A 19,897-nucleotide genomic window follows, 5' to 3' on the forward strand; every position below is an offset into this window, starting at 1 on the left:
GGCAAGACCACCACGTCCGAGTACGGCTGGAGCGCCAGCACCGTCTGCCGGGTCGCGCCCCCCCCCCCCCCCCCCCCCCCCCCCGCCCCCCCCCCCGGGGGGGCCCCCCGGGGGGGCGCCCCCCCCCGCGCGGGCCGCCGGTGGGCCCGCGCCCCCCGGCCCCCCCCCCCCGCCCGCCGCCCGCCCCCGGCGGCCCCCCCCGGGCCCCGTACACCGCGCCGGCCCCCGGGGGGGGCGGGGGCCCCTTCTCGAAGTGCGGTGGCTCAGACGTTGAAGCCGAGCGCGCGCAGCTGCTCACGGCCGTCGTCCGTGATCTTGTCCGGGCCCCACGGGGGCATCCAGACCCAGTTGATGCGCAGTTCGTTGACGATGCCGTCCGTCGCCGACTTCGCCTGGTCCTCGATGACGTCCGTCAGCGGGCAGGCCGCCGACGTCAGCGTCATGTCCAGGGTGGCGATGTTCGCGTCGTCGACGTGGATGCCGTAGATCAGGCCCAGGTTGACGACGTCGATGCCCAGCTCGGGGTCGACCACGTCGTAGAGGGCCTCGCGGACCTCTTCCTCGGTGGCCGGCTTGATCGACGCCTCGGGTGTCGCGTTCTCGGTCATGCCGTCTTCCTCTCGGCGTCGCCCAGTGCCTGGGCGGTCGCGTCCTTCCACGCCATCCAGCTCAGCAGAGCACACTTCACCCGCGCCGGATACTTGGAGACACCGGCGAACGCGACCGCGTCCTCCAGCACCTCCTCCATCTCCTCGTCGGGCTCGATCTTGCCCTTGGACTGCATCAGCTCCAGGAACACGGCCTGGATCTTCTGAGCCTCGGCGAGCTCCTTGCCGACGAGCAGCTCGTTCAGTATGGACGCGCCGGCCTGGCTGATGGAGCAGCCCTGGCCTTCGTAGGAGACGTCGGTGAGCGTCTCGCCGTCATACTTCACGCGCAGCGTGATCTCGTCGCCGCATGTCGGATTGACGTGGTGCACCTCGGCGTCGCCGTCGCGCAGGCCGCGCCCGCGCGGGTGCTTGTAGTGGTCCAGGATCAGTTCCTGGTACATCGATTCCAGCTTCACTGCGCCTCGTCGCCCTCGCCGTCGCTATCCGAAGAAGTTCCGTACGTGCTCCAGCCCGTCGACCAGTGCGTCGACCTCCGCCGGAGAGGAGTACAGATAGAAAGACGCTCGCGTCGTCGCCGGAATTCCGTACCGGAGGCAGACCGGGCGGGCGCAGTGGTGTCCCACGCGGACCGCGATGCCCTGCTCGTCCAGTACCTGGCCGACGTCGTGCGGGTGGATGTCACCGAGCACGAAGGAGATCGCGGCGCCGCGGTCCTCGGCCGTGGTGGGGCCGATGATCCGCAGGTCGGGCACCTCGGCGAGACGCTTGATCGCGTACTCGGTGATCGCGTGCTCGTGCGCGGCGATCTTGTCCATGCCGATCGCGGTCAGGTAGTCCACGGCCGCGCCGAGGCCGACGGCCTGGGCGATCGGGGGCGTACCGGCCTCGAACTTGTGGGGCGCCGGGGCGTACGTCGAGGAGTGCATCGAGACGGTTTCGATCATCTCGCCGCCGCCGAGGAACGGCGGCAGGTCCTCGAGCAGCTCCTGGCGGCCCCAGAGCACGCCGATGCCGGTCGGGCCGCACATCTTGTGGCCGGTGAAGGCCACGAAGTCGGCGCCGAGGGCCTGGACGTCCAGCGGCATGTGGGGAGCGGCCTGCGAGGCGTCGATCAGCACCAGCGCGCCGACCTCCTGCGCCCGGCGCACGATCGCGTCGACCGGGTTGACCGTGCCCATGATGTTGGAGACCAGCGTGAAGGAGACGATCTTCGTCTTCTCCGTGATGACCTCTTCGATGTTGGACAGGTCGAGCCGGCCGTCGTCGGTCAGGCCGAACCACTTCAGCTTCGCGCCGGTGCGCTGCGAGAGCAGCTGCCACGGGACGATGTTGGAGTGGTGCTCCATCTCCGTGATGGCGATCTCGGTCTCGCGGTCGACCCGGTAGGGCTCGTCCGCCCAGCCGAGCATGTTCGCGACCAGGTTGAGCGACTCCGAGGCGTTCTTGGTGAAGATCACCTCGTTGCGGCTCGGCGCGTTGATGAAGGCGGCGATCTTGTCGCGAGCGCCCTCGTACAGCGCCGTGGCCTCCTCGGCGAGCACGTGCACGCCGCGGTGGACGTTGGCGTTGTGCTGCTCGTAGTACTCGTTCAGCGCGTCGAGCACCTGGCGCGGCTTCTGCGAAGTCGCCGCGTTGTCCAGGTAAACGATCTTCTTCCCGTCGTGGACCACACGATCCAGAAGGGGGAAGTCCTTGCGGATCGCCTCGATGTCGAGGAGGCCAGGCAGCTGTGTCACGCGGTTGCGCCACCCTTCACGTACTTGTCGTAGCCCTCGGCCTCCAGCTGGTCCGCCAGCTCGGCGCCACCGGACTCGGCGATGCGACCGTTCGCGAAGACGTGAACGAAATCGGGCTTGATGTAGCGCAGGATGCGCGTGTAGTGGGTGATCAGCAGGGTGCCGACCTCACCGGTCTCGCGGACGCGGTTGACGCCCTCCGAGACGATGCGCAGGGCGTCGACGTCCAGGCCGGAGTCGGTCTCGTCGAGGATCGCGATCTTCGGCTGGAGGAGCTCCAGCTGAAGGATCTCGTGGCGCTTCTTCTCACCGCCGGAGAAGCCCTCGTTGACGTTGCGCTCGGCGAAGGCCGTGTCCATCTGGAGCTGCTCCATCGCGGACTTGACCTCCTTCACCCAGGTACGCAGCTTCGGCGCCTCGCCACGGATGGCGGTGGCCGACGTACGCAGGAAGTTGGAGACCGAGACGCCGGGGACCTCGACCGGGTACTGCATGGCGAGGAAGACGCCGGCGCGGGCGCGCTCGTCGACGGACATCTCCAGGACGTCTTCGCCGTCGAGGGTCACGGTGCCACCGGTGATGGTGTACTTCGGGTGACCGGCGAGGGAGTACGCCAGGGTGGACTTGCCGGAGCCGTTCGGACCCATGATGGCGTGCGTCTCACCCTGCTTGACGGTGAGGTCGACGCCCTTGAGGATCTCGCGCGCACCGTTTTCGGCCTCGACGGAGACGTGCAGGTCGTGGATTTCAAGCGTTGCCATGGATACCTCAAGACTCCTGGGTGAGGGAGACGAGCACGTCGTCCCCTTCGATCTTTACGGGGTATACGGGTACGGGGCGCGTCGCGGGCAGACTGGACGGCTTGCCGGTGCGCAGGTCGAAGGACGACCCGTGCAGCCAGCACTCGATCATGCAGTCCTCGACCTCGCCCTCCGAGAGCGAGACGTTCGCGTGCGAGCAGATGTCGTTGATCGCGAACACCTCCCCCTCGGCGGAGACGATGGACACCGGCGTGCCGTCGAGTTCCACCCGCTTGGGGGTGTTCTCCTCCAGCTCGCTCAGCGCACAGGCCTTGAGGTAAGTCATCAGACCGACGCCTCGAGCTCGACCTCGATCTTCGCGAGAAGGCGCTCCTCGATGTCCGGGACACCGATCTGCTGGACGAGCTCGGCGAAGAAGCCGCGCACGACCAGGCGGCGGGCCTCGTCGGCCGGGATGCCGCGGGCCTGCAGGTAGAAGAGCTGCTCGTCGTCGAAGCGGCCGGTCGCCGAGGCGTGGCCGGCGCCGACGATCTCGCCGGTCTCGATCTCCAGGTTCGGCACCGAGTCGACCCGCGCGCCGTCCGTGAGGACGAGGTTGCGGTTCATCTCGTAGGTGTCGGTGCCCTCGGCGGTCTTCTCGATCAGCACGTCGCCGATCCAGACCGCGTGGGCGTCCTGTCCCTGGAGCGCGCCCTTGTAGACCACGTGCGACTTGCAGTGCGGGGCGCTGTGATCGACCAGGAGGCGGTGCTCCTGGTGCTGGCCGGCGTCGGTGAAGTACAGGCCGAGGAGCTCGGCGTCGCCGCCGGGGCCGGCGTACGTCACGCGCGGGTGCAGGCGTACGACGTCGCCGCCGAAGGTGACCACGATCGACTTGAAGGTCGCGTCGCGGCCGACCAGCGTGTTGTGCTGGGAGCAGTGGACGGCGGTGGCGTCCCAGTCCTGCACGGACACGACGGTGAGCTTGGCTCCGTCGCCGACGAGGAAGTCGACGTTGGCGGCGCGCACGCCGTCACCGGTGTGGTCGATGACGATGACGGCCTCGGCGAAGGCCTGGACGTCGAAGACGGTGTGGCCGAAGGTGGTGCCGCCCTCGCCGTGCAGCGAGACGCGCACCGGCTCGGTCAGGACGGCTTCCTTGGGCACGGTGACGACCGTGGCCTTGGCGAAGGACGAGAACGCCTGCGCGGCGACCCGGTCCGCCGGGGTGCCGGCCTTGCCGATGCGGGCGTCGTCGCGCTCCACCGATTCGATCGTGACGCCTTCGGGCGCGTCGATCTGGGCCTTCATGGTGCCGTTGGCGACCGCGGTGCCGTCGTGGAGACCACGCAGGCGCGCCAGCGGGGTGAAGCGCCACTCCTCCTCGCGGCCGTGGGGCACGGGGAAGTCCGCCACGTCGAAGGACGGGGGGGCGCTCATCCGGGTGGCGACGGTGGACTCGGCGGCCACCGCGATCGCGCCGGCGGTGGTCGAACCCGCCGGAATGTTCTGAGCCTCAGCCATGGCTGTCTTCGTGCTCTCTTCCTACGTCAAAGAATGTCTGCGGAAATCGGGCGGTCGGGACTAACCGACCGAGCCCTCCATCTGCAGCTCGATCAGCCGGTTCAGCTCCAGCGCGTACTCCATCGGCAGCTCACGCGCGATCGGCTCGACGAAGCCGCGCACGATCATCGCCATGGCCTCGAACTCCGTCAGACCGCGGCTCATCAGGTAGAAGAGCTGGTCGTCGGAGACCTTGGAGACGGTCGCCTCGTGGCCCATGGACACGTCGTCCTCGCGGACGTCCACGTAGGGGTACGTGTCCGAGCGGGAGATGGTGTCGACCAGGAGCGCGTCACACAGCACGTTGGACTTCGAGCCGTGGGCGCCCTCGCCGATCTCCACGAGGCCTCGGTACGAGGTGCGGCCGCCGCCTCGCGCCACCGACTTGGAGACGATGTTCGAGGAGGTGTACGGCGCCATGTGGACCATCTTGGAGCCGGCGTCCTGGTGCTGGCCCTCGCCCGCGAAGGCGATGGACAGCGTCTCGCCCTTGGCGTGCTCGCCCATCAGGTAGACGGCCGGGTACTTCATGGTGACCTTGGAACCGATGTTGCCGTCGACCCACTCCATGGTCGCGCCCTCGTACGCCACGGCGCGCTTGGTGACCAGGTTGTAGACGTTGTTCGACCAGTTCTGGATGGTCGTGTAGCGGCAGCGGCCGCCCTTCTTCACGATGATCTCGACCACGGCGCTGTGCAGCGAGTCCGAGGAGTAGATCGGGGCGGTGCAGCCCTCGACGTAGTGGACGTACGCGTCCTCGTCGACGATGATCAGCGTCCGCTCGAACTGGCCCATGTTCTCCGTGTTGATACGGAAGTAGGCCTGGAGCGGAATGTCGACCTTGACGCCCTTGGGCACGTAGATGAACGAGCCGCCCGACCACACGGCGGTGTTCAGCGACGCGAACTTGTTGTCGCCGACCGGGATGACCGTGCCGAAGTACTCCTGGAAGAGCTCCGGGTGCTCCTTGAGCGCGGTGTCCGTGTCGAGGAAGATGACGCCCTGCTCCTCCAGGTCCTCGCGGATCTGGTGGTAGACGACCTCGGACTCGTACTGGGCCGCGACACCGGCGACGAGGCGCTGCTTCTCCGCCTCCGGGATGCCGAGCTTGTCGTACGTGTTCTTGATGTCCTCCGGCAGGTCCTCCCAGGAAGCGGCCTGCTTCTCGGTGGAGCGCACGAAGTACTTGATGTTGTCGAAGTCGATGCCCGAGAGGTCGGAGCCCCAGTTCGGCATGGGCTTCTTGTCGAACAGCTTGAGGCCCTTGAGGCGGAGCTTCAGCATCCACTCCGGCTCGGACTTCTTGGCCGAGATGTCGCGGACGACATCCTCGGACAGACCCCGCTTGGCAGCGGCGCCGGCCGCGTCGGAGTCGGCCCAGCCGTATTCGTAGGTGCCCAGGCCATCGAGCTCAGGGTGAGCAGTCTCCGTGGTCATGCGGGGTTCCTCCCGGCCGTGCTTGCAGATACTGATGTGTCAGTGTGTGGGGCGCCCGCGCCTCGCGGAATGAACGTGGTGCACACCCCGTCGCCGTGGGCGATCGTGGCGAGACGCTGCACATGCGTCCCGAGCAGGCGGGAGAAGACCTCGGTCTCCGCCTCGCAGAGCTGCGGGAACTGCTCGGCGACGTGAGCGACCGGGCAGTGGTGCTGGCAGAGCTGTTCACCGCTGTGCGGACCGGGAGCGCTCTTCGCCGTAGCAGCGTACCCGTCCGCGGTCAACGCCTTGGCGAGGGCCTCGGTCCGCTGCGCGGGGGCGGCCGCCTCCAGGGCTTCGCGGTAGCTCACCGCCTGCGTCTCCATCCGGGCCCGGGCGAAGGCGGCGACGGCCGCCTCCCCCTGCTCCCCGCCGCCCACGGACTGCGCGATCCAGCGCAGGGCGTCCGCGGCGAGCGTGTCGTAGGACTGGTCGAAGGCGTCGCGGCCGCAGTCGGTCAGCGCGAAGACCTTGGCGGGCCGGCCCCGGGTCCGCGCGCCGTACACGCGCTGCTCACGGGATGCGACCACGTCGTCGGCGACGAGCGTGTCGAGGTGGCGGCGGACGGCCGCCTGGGTGAGGCCGAGGCGCTGGGCGAGGTCGGCGACGGTGGACGGACCGTGGTCCAGGATGGACCGCGCGACCCGGTTGCGGGTTGACCGCTCCCCGGTCGCCAGTTCCCCCTGGGGGGTCTCTGTCTGCCGTTCGCCGTATTTCACAACGCCATTGTTGCGTAATTAGTCGAGCTCCGACAAGCCGTGACCGAGGCCACTCCAGGTGGCCTCTATCACTAAGGGTTACCTTATTTATCCACGGAGAGTTAAGTGGAAGTCGACTCTCCGCCCTGCCGCGGACCCCCGCCGGTGAACCCGCCAACGGCCCCCACCAGCAATCCCCCGCCCACGACGTTGCCCGGCACGGTAACCATCGAGTTCCGGAAAAGATCACTGAATGGCGCTGGGCCATCCAGGATCGCGAGGCTGAAGAGAGCCGTGTCCCCGACGCGGTGTTCGAATCCCACCGCGGCGAGAGCGGCCACCGCGGGACCCACGCCCCCTCTCCGGACGCCTCGCCCCGCTCCGTAGACTCACCCTTCATGAGCAACGACCCCGCCGTGGAGATCCGCGGACTGGTGAAGCGGTACGGCCCCAAGACAGCGGTGGACGGCTTGGACCTCACCGTCCGCAGGGCCCGCGTCACCGCGGTCCTGGGCCCCAACGGCGCGGGCAAGACGACCACCGTGGAAACCTGCGAGGGCTACCGCCGCCCCGACGCCGGAACCGTCCGCGTCCTCGGCCTCGACCCCGTCACCCGGGCCGAGGCCCTGCGCCCCCGCATCGGCGTGATGCTCCAGTCCGGAGGCGTCTACTCCGGCGCCCGGGCCGTCGAGATGCTGCGCCACATGGCCAAGCTGTACGCCGACCCCCTCGACGTCGACGCCCTCGTGGAACGCCTCGGCCTCGGCGGCTGCGGCCGCACCGCCTACCGCCGGCTCTCGGGTGGCCAGCAGCAGCGCCTGGCCCTCGCCATGGCCGTCGTGGGCCGCCCCGAACTGGTCTTCCTGGACGAGCCGACCGCGGGCCTGGACCCGCAGGCCCGCCGCGCGACCTGGGACCTCGTACGGGAACTGCGCGCCGACGGGGTGTCCGTCGTCCTCACCACCCACCACATGGACGAGGCCGAGCAGCTCGCGGACGAGGTCGCCGTCATCGACGCCGGCAAGGTCATCGCCCACGGCACCCCCGAGCAGCTGTGCCGCGGCGGCGCCGAGAACACCCTGCGCTTCACCGGCCGCCCCGCCCTCGACCTCGCCTCGCTGCTGAAGGCCCTGCCGGACGGCACCCAGGCCGCCGAGCTCACCCCGGGCACCTACCGGGTCACCGGCGACGTCCACCCGCAGCTGCTGGCCACGGTCGCCTCCTGGTGCGCGCAGCACGGCGTGATGCCGGACAGCCTCTCCGTCGAGCGGCACACCCTCGAAGACGTCTTCCTCGAACTGACCGGTAAGGAGCTGCGCGCATGAGCGCCGGTACGTTCACCCCCCGCCCGGGGGCCGCGCCCGTGTCCCGGATGATCCTGGCGCAGACGGCGCTGGAGACCCGGATGCTGCTGCGCAACGGGGAGCAGCTGCTGCTGACCGTGATCATCCCGGCGCTGCTGCTGACCCTCTTCTCCGCCGTCGACATCATCGACACGGGCAGCGAGAAGTCGGTCGACTTCCTGGCTCCGGGGATCCTCGCGCTCGCGGTGATGTCCACGGCCTTCACCGGCCAGGCCATCGCCACCGGCTTCGACCGCCGCTACGGGGTGCTGAAGCGGCTCGGGGCCTCGCCGCTGCCGCGCTGGGCGCTGATGGCCGCCAAGACCCTGTCCGTGCTGGTCACCGAGGTGCTGCAGATCGCGCTGCTGACGGCGATCGCCTTCGCCCTGGGCTGGTCCCCGCACGGCAACCCGCTCTCGGCCGCCGTGCTGATCCTGCTCGGCACGGCCGCCTTCTCCGGCCTCGGACTGCTGATGGCGGGCACCCTCAAGGCCGAGGCGACCCTGGCCGCCGCCAACCTGGTCTTCCTGCTCCTGCTGGTCGGCGGCGGGGTGATCGTGCCGCTGGAGAAGTTCCCGGGCGCGGTGCAGTCCGTTCTCGGCCTGCTCCCGATCTCGGCCCTGTCCGACGGTCTGCGCGAGGTGCTCCAGCACGGGGCCGCGCTGCCGTGGGGCGACGCGGCCGTGCTGGCCGGCTGGTCCGTACTCGGTCTGGGCGCCGCCGCGCGCTACTTCCGCTGGGAGTGAATCCCTTCCCCTGGGCTTGACGTTGCGAGGAGGATGGGCGCCTCCACACGACAGCGCACCACAGACGCCGGGGGGCGGGCATGGCGCAGCGGGAGGCCGTTCTGCGGCTGGACGAGCAGTGGGCACGGATCCGGTCGGGCGCGGCGCAGGCGGAGCCGGCGGAGGCCGACGCTCTGCTGGGCGAGCTGATCGGGGCCCTGCGCGAGCCGGCCCGTACGGACGCGGAGTGCGCCGCCCGCCTCGGGCTGCGCCTGGGCGACCTGGCGGCGCGGCGCTTCGCGGGCGCCGACCGGGCCGGGGCGCTGGCCGCGATCGAGGAGGGGCTGCGGTTCTCCCAGCAGGCGGCCGGGCACGCCCCGGAGTACGCCCGCTGGTACGCCCGGGGCCTGATCAACCAGGGGGTATGGCTGTCCTGGCCGCTGAGCGACGCGGAGCGGCTGCCCCGGCACCCGCTCGGCCCCGGGTCCGAGAACGGTCCGAGTGCCATGGAGCGGGCGGCCGGTGAGCGCGCCCGCGACCTGACCCGCGGCGCGGTCGGCGTCTGGGCCTCCCTGGACCAGGAGGACCCGGTCAACCAGCGCGGGCTCGCGCAGGCGAAGGTCTTCCTCGGCGACCGGCTCGCGGAGCTGGGTCTCGCCGAGGACGCGGTGGCCTGGGCGGTGGACGCCGAGGGTGACTTCCGTCGCCTGCTGCTCGCCGATCCGGGCTCCGAGGAGTCCCAGGAGGCCGAGGAGGCGTTGGACCACATCGGCCGCCAGCTCGAACTGCGGCTGCGCTTCCTGTCCTTCGACTCCCTGGTCAGCCTGCGCACCCGGGGTCTGCTGCCCGAACGGCTGCTGCCCCAGGCCGTGGTGGCCGCCCGGATCCAGGGCGCGGCGGAGTCCGAGATCGCGGTCCGGCTTCACCTGGAGGGGGACCAGGTACGCACGATGCTGGAGGTCACCCCCTGGGTCGCGGTGTGGCGCGTCGAGGTGCGGGGTCCTGACGGGCTGTGGAACGTACCGTCTCATCCGTGGCACAGCGGTGCAGAGGTGAGGAACAGGACAGCAGAGGACGTAGGGTCCGAATTGGTACGGGGCTTCGCGGCGTCGGCCGACTACCCCGGCGACAGCGCCCTTTGGCGGGTCCGCGTCTGGTGGCACGCCGAAGGCGACCCCGCCGGGGCCAGGTTCCGGCTGGTCGTCGGCCCGGACGCCCCGGCGGCCACCCCCTCGTGAAAGTTTGCACAAGGGTCCGCGTACGATAAGGGCCGTGTTGACCCCTCTCGCTTACATCGCCAGCCGCTGGACTCCGTCGTCCCGGACCGTCCGGCGGGCCGCGGCCGCCGCGCTCCTGATGAGCGTGGTCATCGTCGTCACGGGCGGCGCGGTGCGGCTGACCGGATCAGGTCTCGGCTGCGACACCTGGCCCAAGTGCACCGACGACAGCCTGGTCGCGACCCGGGAACAGGGCATCCACGGTGCCATCGAGTTCGGCAACCGCATGCTGACGTACGTGCTCTGCGCGGCCGTTGGCTGGGGGATCATCGCCGCCCGCTCGGCCAAGCCCTGGCGCCGTTCGCTGACCCGGCTCGGCTGGCTCCAGTTCGCCATCGTGATGGGCAACGCCGTGCTCGGCGGCATCACCGTCATGACGGGGCTCAACCCCTACAGCGTGGCCGGGCACTTCCTGCTCGCCACCTCGCTCATCACCGTGGCGACGATCACCTGGCAGCGCACCCGCGAGGGTGACACCGATGCCCGGCCGCGCGTGCCCGGTCCGGTGCGCAAGCTGTCGTGGACGATGCTCGCGGCCACCGTGGTGCTCATCGCGGCGGGCACGATCGTGACCGGCTCCGGTCCGCACGCCGGCGACAGCAGCGAGATCAAGCGCATGCCGTTCGACTGGTCGACCACCGCCCATGTGCACGCCGTCGCCGCCTGGCTGGTGTGTGCGCTCGCCGTGGCCATGTGGCTGGTGCTGCGCGTGGTGGACGCCCCCGCCGACACCCGGGCGCGCGCCCGCGATCTGCTGATCGTGCTGCTCGCCCAGGGCGGCATCGGCTACGTGCAGTTCTTCACCAAGGTGCCGGAGGCCCTGGTCGCCGCGCACATGCTCGGCTCCTGCCTGGTGTGGATCGCGGTGCTCCGCGTCGCGCTGAGCCTGCGCGAGCGGCCGGCGGCGCAGGCGGAGATCCCGGCCCAGGGCGACGCGCAGCTGTCCACCGTCTGACGCTCCGGCCGGTCGGAGCGTCAGCCGCGCCCGTCCAGCCGGTAGACGCGGCGGGCGTTGCCCGCCGCGACCATGGCGGCCACCCGGCCCGCGTCCGGCCAGGACCAGGCCCCGTCGGCGACCCAACCGCCCAGTACGCGGCCCAGGGCCTCCCGGAACACCAGGGCGCCCACCGCGTGCAGTTCGGGCAGCCGCCGCCCGCCGCTTGAGAAGAGCAGCTTGCCGAACGGCGCGATCTCCAGCAGCTCGGCCAGGACCGCCGAGGCGCGGGCCCCGGTCTGCCCGAGGGCCGCGCCGACATCGGCGTACACGTGCGGGAAGGCCGCCGCCAGCTGCGCGGCGCGGCGGTGCTGCGGGTATCCGCCGAGCAGCACGAGGCGCGTGCCCAGGCCCGCGGTGGCCCGTACGAACCCGGTCGGCGGCCCCGCATCGCCCGCGGCCGTACCCGCGGCCGTGCCGGTGTGCAGCTGCAGCGGCAGCCCGGACGACACCGCGCTCCACAGCAGGTGCCGCAGGAGTACGGGGTCCCGTACGGCCTCGCCCCTGGTCCGGCGGGCCAGCCACCGGTCGGCCGCCCCGCGCACCTCCCCCGGGCCGGGCGGCTCGGGGTCCAGGGCCGGGGTGGCACCGCAGGAGAAGGCCGCGGCCCCGGCGGCGCAGTGGTGGACGGCCTCGGCGAGGTTGGCGAGGAAGGCGGCCACCGTCCCGGAGGTGTCGGCGACCTGCTCGGCCAGCAGCTCCAGGCGGACCACCTCGAAGGCCTCGGCGTCCCCGGCGAGCGCCAGCTCCTTGGGTCCGGTGAGGTCGCCGTCCGCACCGGTGTCGACCAGGTACGCGGCGACCCCCGAGCCCCGCAGGAGCAGCCGGGCGGACTCGGCGGCGCCCAGTTCACGGCGCCGGGCCAGGTAGCGGGCGGGAGCGCAGTGCGGTTCGAGGCCGAGCAGCGGCGGGCACCAGCGGCGCACCGCGAAGCCGGTCTGGGTGTCGAAGAAGGTGGTGCCGGCGGCGGGCGGGCCGGCGGAGCGGATCAACTGGGCCTCGAAGGTGCCGAGACCCAGCTCCGTGCGGAGCACTCCCTGGCAGTACTGGTCCACCAGGGGCGGCGTTTCGATCATCCGGGCATCCCGTTGCGGACGTGAGGAAGGGGCTTCCACACGTCCTAACGGGTGAGCGGGGTGTGAGGTGTTGCTCGCGCTGTTGACCGAGCGCTCCCCGGGCGCCGGGTCAGGCCGCCGCGGGCCGGGTCAGGCCGCCCGGCGCGGGGTCAGGCCGCCGGGTTCGGGTTTCCGCCGAGCTGGATGCCGGCCATCCGGTCCCACTCGTACGGCCCGGTCTTCACGCGCGCGGCGAACTCCCCGTCGAACTCCTCGTGGAGGGTCAGCCCGGCCTTCTCGGCGGCGAGCTGCGCCACCTCGTACGCCGGGGCCACCAGGTCGCCCCAGCCGCCGTCCGTGCCGACGAGCACGATCCGGGTGCCGGCCTGGCCGATGTGGGCGAGGTGGCCCTCGACGCCGCCGTGCTGCTTGGCGAACGCGCCGATCTGCCTGGCCAGCTTCGCCGCCGTGCGCTCCTGCTTCTTGGCCGCGGCGCCTTCGCTGCCTGCGGTCTCTGCCGTGGTGTCTGCCATGGAAGGCATGCTACCGGCGAGTAATCAACGGAGGAAGGGATCCACGGCCACCGCCACGAAGAGCAGCGACACATAGGTGATGGACCAGTGGAACAGCCGCATCTCCTTGAGCTTCGCGCCCGTCACGCCGGCCTTGGCCCGCGCGTGCAGCGCGTGCGCCTCCCACAGCCACCAGCCGCCCGCCACCAGCGCGACCGCGGTGTAGAACCAGCCGGTGTACCCCAGCGGGGTCAGCAGCAGCGAGACCGCCACCATCACCCAGCTGTAGAGGACGATCTGGCGCGCCACGACCTGGTTGCCGGCCACGACCGGGAGCATCGGGACGCCGACACGCGCGTAGTCGTCCTTCACCTTCATCGACAGCGGCCAGTAGTGCGGCGGCGTCCAGAAGAAGATGACGAGGAAGAGGATGACCGCGGCCCAGGAGACCTCGTTCTTGACGGCCGACCAGCCGATGAGCACCGGCATGCAGCCCGCGATGCCGCCCCAGACGATGTTCTGGGCGGTGCGCCGCTTCAGCAGCATCGTGTAGACCACGACGTAGAAGAGGAGCGCACCGAGCGAGAGGGCCGCCGACAGCCAGTTGACGAGCAGGCCGAAGAAGAGGGTGGAAACCACGGCGAGGGTGATGCCGAACGCCAGGCATTCGCGCGGGCTCACCATGCCGGTCACCAGCGGTCGCTGCGAGGTGCGGTCCATCAGCGCGTCGATGTCGCGGTCGATGTACATGTTCAGCGCGTTGGCGCCGCCCGCGGACAGGTAGCCGCCGAAGCAGGTCGTGAGGACCAGCCAGAGCGAGGGCACGCCCTGCTCGGCGAGGAACATCACCGGCACTGTGGTGATCAGCAGAAGTTCGATGATCCGCGGCTTGGTCAATGCCACGAAAGCCATGGCCCGGGCCCCGAGCGGCCGGTGACCGGGGCTCGTCCCGAGCACCCCCGCTGGACGGGATTCGACGGCCGTCACGCACACCCCTGACAGAGAATCCAGCAAGCTCCGGCGCAGACGCTTCGGATAGGAAGGCCCGGTAAGGACTTGCGCGTACCACGCCACTGTAGACGTAGCTCTTATCCCGTCCCGCGCGGGGGTCACCCCGTGTTGGTCCGATCGGCGCCCAGACGTCACGACGGACCGCGGGTACTCGAATAGCTGCACGCCGTGGCGGGGGTAGGCTCGGAATCGCGCCGGTGCACCGTTCGTACCGGGAACAGACATGTGGAGAGGAGCCCTGAAAAACGGTGAGCACCAAGCCGACCACCACAGAGCTCGAGTGGACCGAACTGGACCAGCGGGCCGTTGACACCGCCCGCATCCTGGCCGCGGACGCGGTCCAGAAGGTCGGAAACGGCCACCCGGGCACGGCGATGAGCCTGGCCCCCGCCGCGTACACCCTCTTCCAGAAGGTGATGCGCCACGACCCGGCGGACCCGGAGTGGGTCGGTCGCGACCGTTTCGTGCTCTCCGCGGGCCACTCGTCCCTGACCCTCTACACCCAGCTCTACCTGGGCGGTTTCGGCCTGGAGCTGGACGACCTCAAGGCGTTCCGCACGTGGGGCTCGAAGACCCCGGGCCACCCGGAGTACGGCCACACGGCCGGCGTCGAGACCACCACCGGCCCGCTGGGCCAGGGCGTCGCCAACGCGGTGGGCATGGCCATGGCCGCCCGCTACGAGCGCGGTCTGTTCGACCCGCAGGCCCCCGCGGCCACCTCCCCCTTCGACCACATGGTCTACGCGATCGCGGGCGACGGCTGCCTGCAGGAGGGCATCTCCCACGAGGCGTCCGCGCTGGCCGGTCACCAGAAGCTCGGCAACCTGGTGCTGCTGTGGGACGACAACCACATCTCCATCGAGGGCGACACGGAGACGGCCGTCTCCGAGGACACGCTGAAGCGCTACGAGGCGTACGGCTGGCACGTCCAGCGCGTCGCGCAGCAGGACAACGGCGACCTCGACCCGAAGGCGCTGTACGCCGCCCTCCAGGCAGCCAAGGCCGAGACCGGGCGCCCGTCCTTCATCGCGGCCCGCTCGATCATCGCCTGGCCCGCCCCGCACGCCCAGGGCACCGAGGCCTCGCACGGCTCGGCCCTCGGCGACGACGAGGTCGCCGCCACCAAGCGCGTGCTCGGCTTCGACCCGGAGCAGACCTTCGAGGTCTCCGACGAGGTGCTCGCGCACACCCGCACCCTCGGGGACCGCGGCCGCGAGGCCAAGGCCGCGTGGGAGAAGGACTTCTCCGCCTGGCGCACGGCCAACCCGGAGCGCGCCGCGGAGTTCGACCGCATCAATGCCAACGAGCTGCCCGCGGGCTGGGAGGACGAGCTCCCCGTCTTCGAGACCGGCAAGGGTGTCGCCACCCGCGCCGCCTCCGGCAAGGTGCTCGAGGCGCTCGGCGCGGTCATCCCGGAGCTGTGGGGCGGCTCGGCCGACCTCGCCGGCTCCAACAACACCACCATCGACAAGAACTCCTCGTTCCTGCCGGTGGGCAACCCGCTGCCGGAGGCCGACCCGTACGGCCGCACCATCCACTTCGGCATCCGCGAGCACGCCATGGCCGCGTCCATGAACGGCATCGCCCTGCACGGCCACACCCGTATCTACGGCGGCACCTTCCTGGTGTTCTCCGACTACATGCGCAACGCCGTCCGGCTGTCCGCCCTGATGCACCTGCCGGTGACGTACGTGTGGACGCACGACTCCATCGGCCTCGGCGAGGACGGCCCGACCCACCAGCCGGTCGAGCACGTCGCCTCGCTGCGCGCCATCCCGGGCCTGAACGTGGTCCGCCCGGCCGACGCGAACGAGACCGCCATCGCCTGGCGCGAGATCCTGCGCCGCCACACCAAGGTGTTCGGCAAGGGCGCTCCGCACGGTCTGGCGCTCACCCGCCAGGGCGTGCCCACGTACGAGCGCAACGAGAACGCCGCCAAGGGCGGTTACGTGCTCTTCGAGGCCGAAGGCGGCGCCCCCCAGGTCGTGCTCATCGGCACCGGTTCCGAGGTGCAGCTCGCCGTGGCCGCGCGCGAGGCGCTCCAGGCCGAGGGCGTTCCCGCCCGCGTGGTCTCGATGCCCTCCGTGGAGTGGTTCGAGGAGCAGAGCCAGGAGTACAAGGACAGCGTCCTGCCGCCCTCCGTCAAGGCGCGTGTCGCGGTCGAGGCCGGCATCGGCCTGACCTGGCACCGCTACGTCGGCGACGCCGGCCGGATCGTCTCGCTGGAGCACTTCGGTGCCTCGGCCGACGCGAAGGTGCTGTTCCGCGAGTTCGGCTTCACCCCCGAGGCCGTGACCGCCGCCGCCCGGGAATCGCTCGCCGCCGCCGCGCGCTGACGCCCGTACCCAGACCAGTAGGAGATGCAATTCCCATGACAGACGCACTCAAGCGCCTCTCCGACGAGGGCGTGGCGATCTGGCTGGACGACCTGTCCCGCAAGCGGATCACGTCCGGCAACCTGGCCGAGCTCATCGACCAGCAGCACGTGGTCGGTGTCACCACCAACCCGTCGATCTTCCAGAAGGCGATCAGCAGCGGTGACGGTTACGAGCAGCAGCTCGCCGACCTCGCCGCCCGCAAGGTCACCGTCGAAGAGGCGATCCGCATGATCACCACGGCGGACGTCCGCGACGCCGCCGACATCCTGCGCCCGGTCTACGACGCGACCGAGGGCCAGGACGGCCGGGTCTCGATCGAGGTCGACCCGCGCCTGGCGCACAGCACCGCGGCGACCATCGCCGAGGCCAAGCAGCTCGCCTGGCTGGTGGACCGCCCGAACACGCTCATCAAGATCCCGGCGACCGAAGCCGGCCTGCCGGCGATCACCGAGGTCATCGGGAAGGGCATCAGCGTCAACGTCACGCTGATCTTCTCGCTGGAGCGCTACCGCGCGGTCATGGACGCCTACCTGGCGGGCCTGGAGAAGGCGAAGACCGCGGGCCTGGACCTCTCCAAGATCCACTCGGTCGCCTCCTTCTTCGTGTCCCGCGTGGACAGCGAGATCGACAAGCGCCTGGACGCGGTCGGCACCGACGAGGCCAAGGCCCTCAAGGGCAAGGCGGCGCTCGCCAACGCCCGGTTGGCCTACGAGGCGTACGAGGAAGTCTTCTCCGGCGAACGCTGGGCCGCCCTGGACAAGGCGCACGCCAACAAGCAGCGCCCGCTGTGGGCCTCGACCGGCGTCAAGGACCCGGCGTACAAGGACACCCTGTACGTGGTGGACCTGGTCGCCCCCGGCACGGTGAACACCATGCCCGAGGCCACCCTGGACGCCACCGCCGATCACGGCGTGGTCTCCGGCGACACCATCCGCGGCACGTACGAGCAGGCGCGCAATGAGCTCGAAGCGGTCGCGAAGCTGGGCATTTCGTATGACGATGTGGTGCAGCTGCTCGAAGACGAGGGCGTCGAGAAGTTCGAGGCGTCCTGGAACGACCTGCTGAAGTCGACCGAGGCGGAGCTTGCCCGCCTTGCCCCCACGGAGGCCTGAACACCTTGTTTGTAAACGGAGCGAACCCGCTTCGTGACGCACAGGACCGGCGGCTCCCGCGCATCGCGGGGCCGTCCGGCCTGGTCATTTTCGGCGTTACGGGTGACCTGTCGCGCAAGAAGCTGATGCCTGCCGTCTACGACCTGGCCAACCGCGGGCTGCTCCCGCCGGGCTTCTCGCTGATCGGCTTCGCCAGACGCGAGTGGCAGGACGAGGACTTCGCGAAGGAGGTCCACGACGCCGTCAAGGAGCACTCCCGTACGCCGTTCCGTGAAGAGGTCTGGCAGCAGCTGGTACAGGGCTGCCGCTTCGTCCAGGGCGACTTCGACGACGACGCGGCCTTCGAGACGCTGAAGGCCACGATCGAGGAGCTGGACAAGGCGCAGGGCACGGGCGGCAACTTCGCCTTCTACCTGTCCGTCCCGCCGAAGTTCTTCCCCAAGGTGGTCCAGCAGCTCAAGGACCACGGGCTGGCGCAGAAGGAGGGCTCGTGGCGGCGCGCCGTCATCGAGAAGCCCTTCGGCCACAACCTGAAGAGCGCCGAGGAGCTCAACAAGGTCGTCCACGAGGTCTTCCCTCGTGACGAGGTCTTCCGGATCGACCACTACCTGGGCAAGGAGACCGTCCAGAACATCCTGGCGCTCCGCTTCGCCAACACCATGTTCGAGCCGATCTGGAACCGGTCGTACGTCGACCACGTGCAGATCACCATGGCGGAGGACATCGGCATCGGCGGCCGGGCCGGCTACTACGACGGCATCGGCGCGGCCCGCGACGTCATCCAGAACCACCTGCTCCAGCTGCTCGCGCTGACGGCGATGGAGGAGCCCGGCTCCTTCCACCCCAAGGCGCTGGTGGCCGAGAAGCTCAAGGTGCTGACCGCGGTGGAGCTGCCCGAGGACCTGGGCAAGCACACCGTGCGCGGCCAGTACTCGGCGGCCTGGCAGGGCGGCGAGAAGGTCGTCGGGTACCTCGAAGAGGACGGCATCGACCCCAAGTCGAAGACCGACACCTACGCGGCCGTCCGCCTGGAGATCAACAACCGCCGCTGGGCGGGCGTCCCGTTCTACCTGCGGACCGGCAAGCGCCTGGGCCGCCGGGTGACCGAGATCGCCGTGGTCTTCAAGCGGGCCCCGTACCTGCCGTTCGAGTCGGGCGCGACCGAGGAGCTGGGGCAGAACGCCCTGGTCATCCGGGTCCAGCCCGACGAAGGCGTGACGGTGCGCTTCGGCTCCAAGGTTCCGGGCACCTCCATGGAGGTCCGGGACGTGACGATGGACTTCGCCTACGGCGAGTCCTTCACGGAGTCGAGCCCCGAGGCGTACGAGCGGCTGATCCTGGATGTCCTGCTGGGTGACGCGAACCTCTTCCCGCGCCACCAGGAGGTCGAGCTGTCCTGGAACATCCTCGACCCGATCGAGGAGTACTGGGACAAGCACGGCAAGCCCGCGCAGTACCCGGCGGGCACCTGGGGACCGGTCGAGGCGGACGAGATGCTCGCACGAGACGGACGGAGCTGGCGCCGGCCATGAAGATCGACCTCACGGAGACCAACTCCAGCAAGATCAATGCCGCGTTGGTGCAGGCGCGCCGGGACATCGGCACGCCGGCCATCGGCATGGTCCTCACGCTGGTGATCGTGACCGACGAGGAGAACGCGTACGACGCGCTCAAGTCGGCGAAGGACGCTTCCCACGAACACCCTTCGCGGATCATCGTCGTCATCAAGCGGGCCGCCCGCTCGCCGCGCAGCCGCCGCGACGCCCGTCTCGACGCGGAAGTCCGCGTCGGGGCGGACTCCGGCACCGGCGAAACGGTTGTGCTCCGCCTTCACGGTGAACTGGTCGACCACGCCCAGTCGGTGGTTCTCCCGCTCCTCCTGCCGGACGCCCCCGTGGTCGTCTGGTGGCCCGAAGGCGCTCCGTCGGACCTGGCGGGCGACCCGCTGGGTGCCCTGGGGCAGCGCCGGATCACGGACACGTACTCCTGCGAGAACCCGATCGGGGCTCTCGCCACCCGGGCGGCAGCCTACGCCCCCGGGGACACGGACCTGTCCTGGACCCGGATCACCCCGTGGCGGTCGATGCTGGCCGCCGCGCTGGACCAGCAGGCCCACTCGGTCGCCTCGGCGAGCGTCGAGGGCGAGGACGACAACCCGAGCTGCGAGCTGCTGGCCATGTGGCTGGCGGACCGCCTCGGCGTGCCCGTCAAGCGGACCCTGTCCGGAGGCCCGGGCCTCACCGCCGTCCGCATGGAGACCAAGGACGGCGAGATCGTCCTGGACCGCGCGGACGGGGCGCTGGCGACGCTGTGCATGCCGGGTCAGCCCGACCGTGCGGTGGCGCTCAAGCGCCGGGAAACGGCCGAGCTGCTGGCGGAGGAGCTGCGCCGGCTCGACCCGGACAACACCTACGAGTCCGCGCTGAAGTTCGGCGTGGCCCGCCTGGAGGCTGCGGCCGTACCGGCCGAGCCGACGCCCGCTGCGGCTCCGGCTCCGGCCGGGGCCCCGAAGCCGGCGCCCAAGGCGGCCAAGAAGGCCGCGGCCAAGTAGCACGCACGGTCCTGCGGTGGGGGGGGGGGGGGGGGGGCCCCCCCCCCCCCCCGGGCCCCCCCCCCCCCACCCCCACAGCGGGGCCCCCGAGGGGGGGTGGTTTTAAAAAAAGAAG

The 19,897-nt window shown here is 70.5% G+C and carries 19 protein-coding genes; 8 read left to right on the forward strand and 11 right to left on the reverse strand.

The features are described 5' to 3' along the window. Positions 1-263: 263 nt before the first annotated feature. Genes ACFWB8_RS29635 through ACFWB8_RS29670 form a run of 8 tightly spaced genes read right to left on the reverse strand, consistent with a single transcriptional unit; the run spans position 264 to position 6,845 of the window. The gene (locus tag ACFWB8_RS29635; RefSeq protein ID WP_215020285.1) at positions 264-608 is read right to left on the reverse strand and encodes a metal-sulfur cluster assembly factor; all 345 of its coding nucleotides are present in this window, start codon (positions 606-608) and stop codon (positions 264-266) included. Then, the gene (gene sufU / locus ACFWB8_RS29640) at positions 605-1,066 is read right to left on the reverse strand and encodes a Fe-S cluster assembly sulfur transfer protein SufU (RefSeq protein WP_365920813.1); all 462 of its coding nucleotides are present in this window, start codon (positions 1,064-1,066) and stop codon (positions 605-607) included. The genes ACFWB8_RS29635 and sufU overlap by 4 nt, the downstream gene beginning before the upstream one ends. Before the next feature lie 24 nt (positions 1,067-1,090). Further along, on the reverse strand, positions 1,091-2,347 hold the full coding sequence (locus ACFWB8_RS29645; protein WP_385233759.1) for a cysteine desulfurase: 1,257 nt from the start codon (positions 2,345-2,347) through the stop codon (positions 1,091-1,093). Further along, positions 2,344-3,108 carry a Fe-S cluster assembly ATPase SufC gene (gene sufC / locus ACFWB8_RS29650; RefSeq protein ID WP_385233762.1) on the reverse strand — a complete coding sequence of 255 codons (765 nt, stop codon included), beginning with the start codon at positions 3,106-3,108 and terminating at the stop codon, positions 2,344-2,346. Before sufC ends, ACFWB8_RS29645 begins: the two co-directional genes overlap by 4 nt. A 7-nt stretch (positions 3,109-3,115) precedes the next feature. Next, positions 3,116-3,433 carry a bifunctional 3-phenylpropionate/cinnamic acid dioxygenase ferredoxin subunit gene (locus tag ACFWB8_RS29655; RefSeq protein ID WP_385233765.1) on the reverse strand — a complete coding sequence of 106 codons (318 nt, stop codon included), beginning with the start codon at positions 3,431-3,433 and terminating at the stop codon, positions 3,116-3,118. Then, positions 3,433-4,611 (reverse strand): Fe-S cluster assembly protein SufD, encoded by a 1,179-nt coding sequence (sufD, locus tag ACFWB8_RS29660; RefSeq protein WP_385233768.1) that lies wholly within the window; start codon positions 4,609-4,611, stop codon positions 3,433-3,435. The genes ACFWB8_RS29655 and sufD overlap by 1 nt, the downstream gene beginning before the upstream one ends. Before the next feature lie 60 nt (positions 4,612-4,671). After that, positions 4,672-6,087, reverse strand: a complete 1,416-nt coding sequence (gene sufB, locus ACFWB8_RS29665) for a Fe-S cluster assembly protein SufB (protein ID WP_073914009.1) — start codon at positions 6,085-6,087, stop codon at positions 4,672-4,674. Further along, positions 6,084-6,845, reverse strand: a complete 762-nt coding sequence (locus tag ACFWB8_RS29670; protein ID WP_385233771.1) for a helix-turn-helix transcriptional regulator — start codon at positions 6,843-6,845, stop codon at positions 6,084-6,086. The genes sufB and ACFWB8_RS29670 overlap by 4 nt, the downstream gene beginning before the upstream one ends. A 377-nt stretch (positions 6,846-7,222) precedes the next feature. Here ACFWB8_RS29670 and ACFWB8_RS29675 point away from each other — a divergent pair, with 377 nt between their 5' ends. The 4 genes from ACFWB8_RS29675 to ACFWB8_RS29690 all read left to right on the forward strand — a co-directional run bounded on the left by ACFWB8_RS29675 (position 7,223) and on the right by ACFWB8_RS29690 (position 11,124). After that, positions 7,223-8,149 carry an ABC transporter ATP-binding protein gene (locus tag ACFWB8_RS29675; RefSeq protein WP_385233774.1) on the forward strand — a complete coding sequence of 309 codons (927 nt, stop codon included), beginning with the start codon at positions 7,223-7,225 and terminating at the stop codon, positions 8,147-8,149. Next, positions 8,146-8,913 (forward strand): ABC transporter permease, encoded by a 768-nt coding sequence (locus ACFWB8_RS29680; RefSeq protein WP_385233777.1) that lies wholly within the window; start codon positions 8,146-8,148, stop codon positions 8,911-8,913. Before ACFWB8_RS29675 ends, ACFWB8_RS29680 begins: the two co-directional genes overlap by 4 nt. Positions 8,914-8,993: 80 nt before the next feature. Beyond that, on the forward strand, positions 8,994-10,130 hold the full coding sequence (locus ACFWB8_RS29685) for a hypothetical protein (RefSeq protein ID WP_385233780.1): 1,137 nt from the start codon (positions 8,994-8,996) through the stop codon (positions 10,128-10,130). 25 nt (positions 10,131-10,155) lie between these two features. Next, positions 10,156-11,124 (forward strand): heme A synthase, encoded by a 969-nt coding sequence (locus ACFWB8_RS29690; protein ID WP_385233806.1) that lies wholly within the window; start codon positions 10,156-10,158, stop codon positions 11,122-11,124. A gap of 20 nt (positions 11,125-11,144) precedes the next feature. Here the strand turns inward: ACFWB8_RS29690 and ACFWB8_RS29695 are convergent, their stop codons facing one another. From ACFWB8_RS29695 to ACFWB8_RS29705, 3 genes are all read right to left on the reverse strand, one after another. Next, on the reverse strand, positions 11,145-12,239 hold the full coding sequence (locus tag ACFWB8_RS29695; RefSeq protein ID WP_385233783.1) for an amidohydrolase family protein: 1,095 nt from the start codon (positions 12,237-12,239) through the stop codon (positions 11,145-11,147). A gap of 149 nt (positions 12,240-12,388) precedes the next feature. Further along, positions 12,389-12,760: a hypothetical protein gene (locus tag ACFWB8_RS29700; protein WP_385233786.1), complete on the reverse strand. Its 372-nt coding sequence runs from the start codon at positions 12,758-12,760 to the stop codon at positions 12,389-12,391. Positions 12,761-12,775: 15 nt separating this feature from the next. Further along, on the reverse strand, positions 12,776-13,717 hold the full coding sequence (locus ACFWB8_RS29705; RefSeq protein WP_385233788.1) for a heme o synthase: 942 nt from the start codon (positions 13,715-13,717) through the stop codon (positions 12,776-12,778). Positions 13,718-13,989: 272 nt separating this feature from the next. Between ACFWB8_RS29705 and tkt the strand changes: the two genes are divergently transcribed. Genes tkt through opcA form a run of 4 tightly spaced genes read left to right on the forward strand, consistent with a single transcriptional unit; the run spans position 13,990 to position 19,782 of the window. Beyond that, positions 13,990-16,077, forward strand: coding sequence for a transketolase (tkt, locus tag ACFWB8_RS29710; protein WP_385233791.1), 2,088 nt, complete (start codon positions 13,990-13,992; stop codon positions 16,075-16,077). Positions 16,078-16,112: 35 nt separating this feature from the next. After that, complete coding sequence (gene tal / locus ACFWB8_RS29715; RefSeq protein WP_385233794.1) at positions 16,113-17,231, forward strand: transaldolase; 1,119 nt, start codon at positions 16,113-16,115, stop codon at positions 17,229-17,231. Positions 17,232-17,236: 5 nt separating this feature from the next. Next, the gene (zwf, locus tag ACFWB8_RS29720; protein WP_385233797.1) at positions 17,237-18,763 is read left to right on the forward strand and encodes a glucose-6-phosphate dehydrogenase; all 1,527 of its coding nucleotides are present in this window, start codon (positions 17,237-17,239) and stop codon (positions 18,761-18,763) included. Continuing rightward, the gene (gene opcA / locus ACFWB8_RS29725) at positions 18,760-19,782 is read left to right on the forward strand and encodes a glucose-6-phosphate dehydrogenase assembly protein OpcA (RefSeq protein WP_385233800.1); all 1,023 of its coding nucleotides are present in this window, start codon (positions 18,760-18,762) and stop codon (positions 19,780-19,782) included. The genes zwf and opcA overlap by 4 nt, the downstream gene beginning before the upstream one ends. The last annotated feature ends 115 nt before the right edge of the window (positions 19,783-19,897 follow it).

This window comes from Streptomyces sp. NPDC060031 (assembly GCF_042736805.1).
In the GTDB taxonomy this organism is placed as follows: Bacteria; Actinomycetota; Actinomycetes; order Streptomycetales; family Streptomycetaceae; genus Streptomyces.

What these genes read in the sequence shown, in the direction of transcription:
- ACFWB8_RS29655 (WP_385233765.1), bottom strand. Translation starts at nt 3,433, where the DNA reads ATGACTTACCTCAAGGCCTGTGCGCTGAGCGAGCTGGAGGAGAACACC.
- sufB (WP_073914009.1), bottom strand. Translation starts at nt 6,087, where the DNA reads ATGACCACGGAGACTGCTCACCCTGAGCTCGATGGCCTGGGCACCTAC.
- sufC (WP_385233762.1), bottom strand. Translation starts at nt 3,108, where the DNA reads ATGGCAACGCTTGAAATCCACGACCTGCACGTCTCCGTCGAGGCCGAA.
- ACFWB8_RS29700 (WP_385233786.1), bottom strand. Translation starts at nt 12,760, where the DNA reads ATGCCTTCCATGGCAGACACCACGGCAGAGACCGCAGGCAGCGAAGGC.
- opcA (WP_385233800.1), top strand. Translation starts at nt 18,760, where the DNA reads ATGAAGATCGACCTCACGGAGACCAACTCCAGCAAGATCAATGCCGCG.
- ACFWB8_RS29680 (WP_385233777.1), top strand. Translation starts at nt 8,146, where the DNA reads ATGAGCGCCGGTACGTTCACCCCCCGCCCGGGGGCCGCGCCCGTGTCC.
- sufD (WP_385233768.1), bottom strand. Translation starts at nt 4,611, where the DNA reads ATGGCTGAGGCTCAGAACATTCCGGCGGGTTCGACCACCGCCGGCGCG.
- ACFWB8_RS29695 (WP_385233783.1), bottom strand. Translation starts at nt 12,239, where the DNA reads ATGATCGAAACGCCGCCCCTGGTGGACCAGTACTGCCAGGGAGTGCTC.
- tal (WP_385233794.1), top strand. Translation starts at nt 16,113, where the DNA reads ATGACAGACGCACTCAAGCGCCTCTCCGACGAGGGCGTGGCGATCTGG.
- ACFWB8_RS29675 (WP_385233774.1), top strand. Translation starts at nt 7,223, where the DNA reads ATGAGCAACGACCCCGCCGTGGAGATCCGCGGACTGGTGAAGCGGTAC.
- ACFWB8_RS29635 (WP_215020285.1), bottom strand. Translation starts at nt 608, where the DNA reads ATGACCGAGAACGCGACACCCGAGGCGTCGATCAAGCCGGCCACCGAG.
- ACFWB8_RS29685 (WP_385233780.1), top strand. Translation starts at nt 8,994, where the DNA reads ATGGCGCAGCGGGAGGCCGTTCTGCGGCTGGACGAGCAGTGGGCACGG.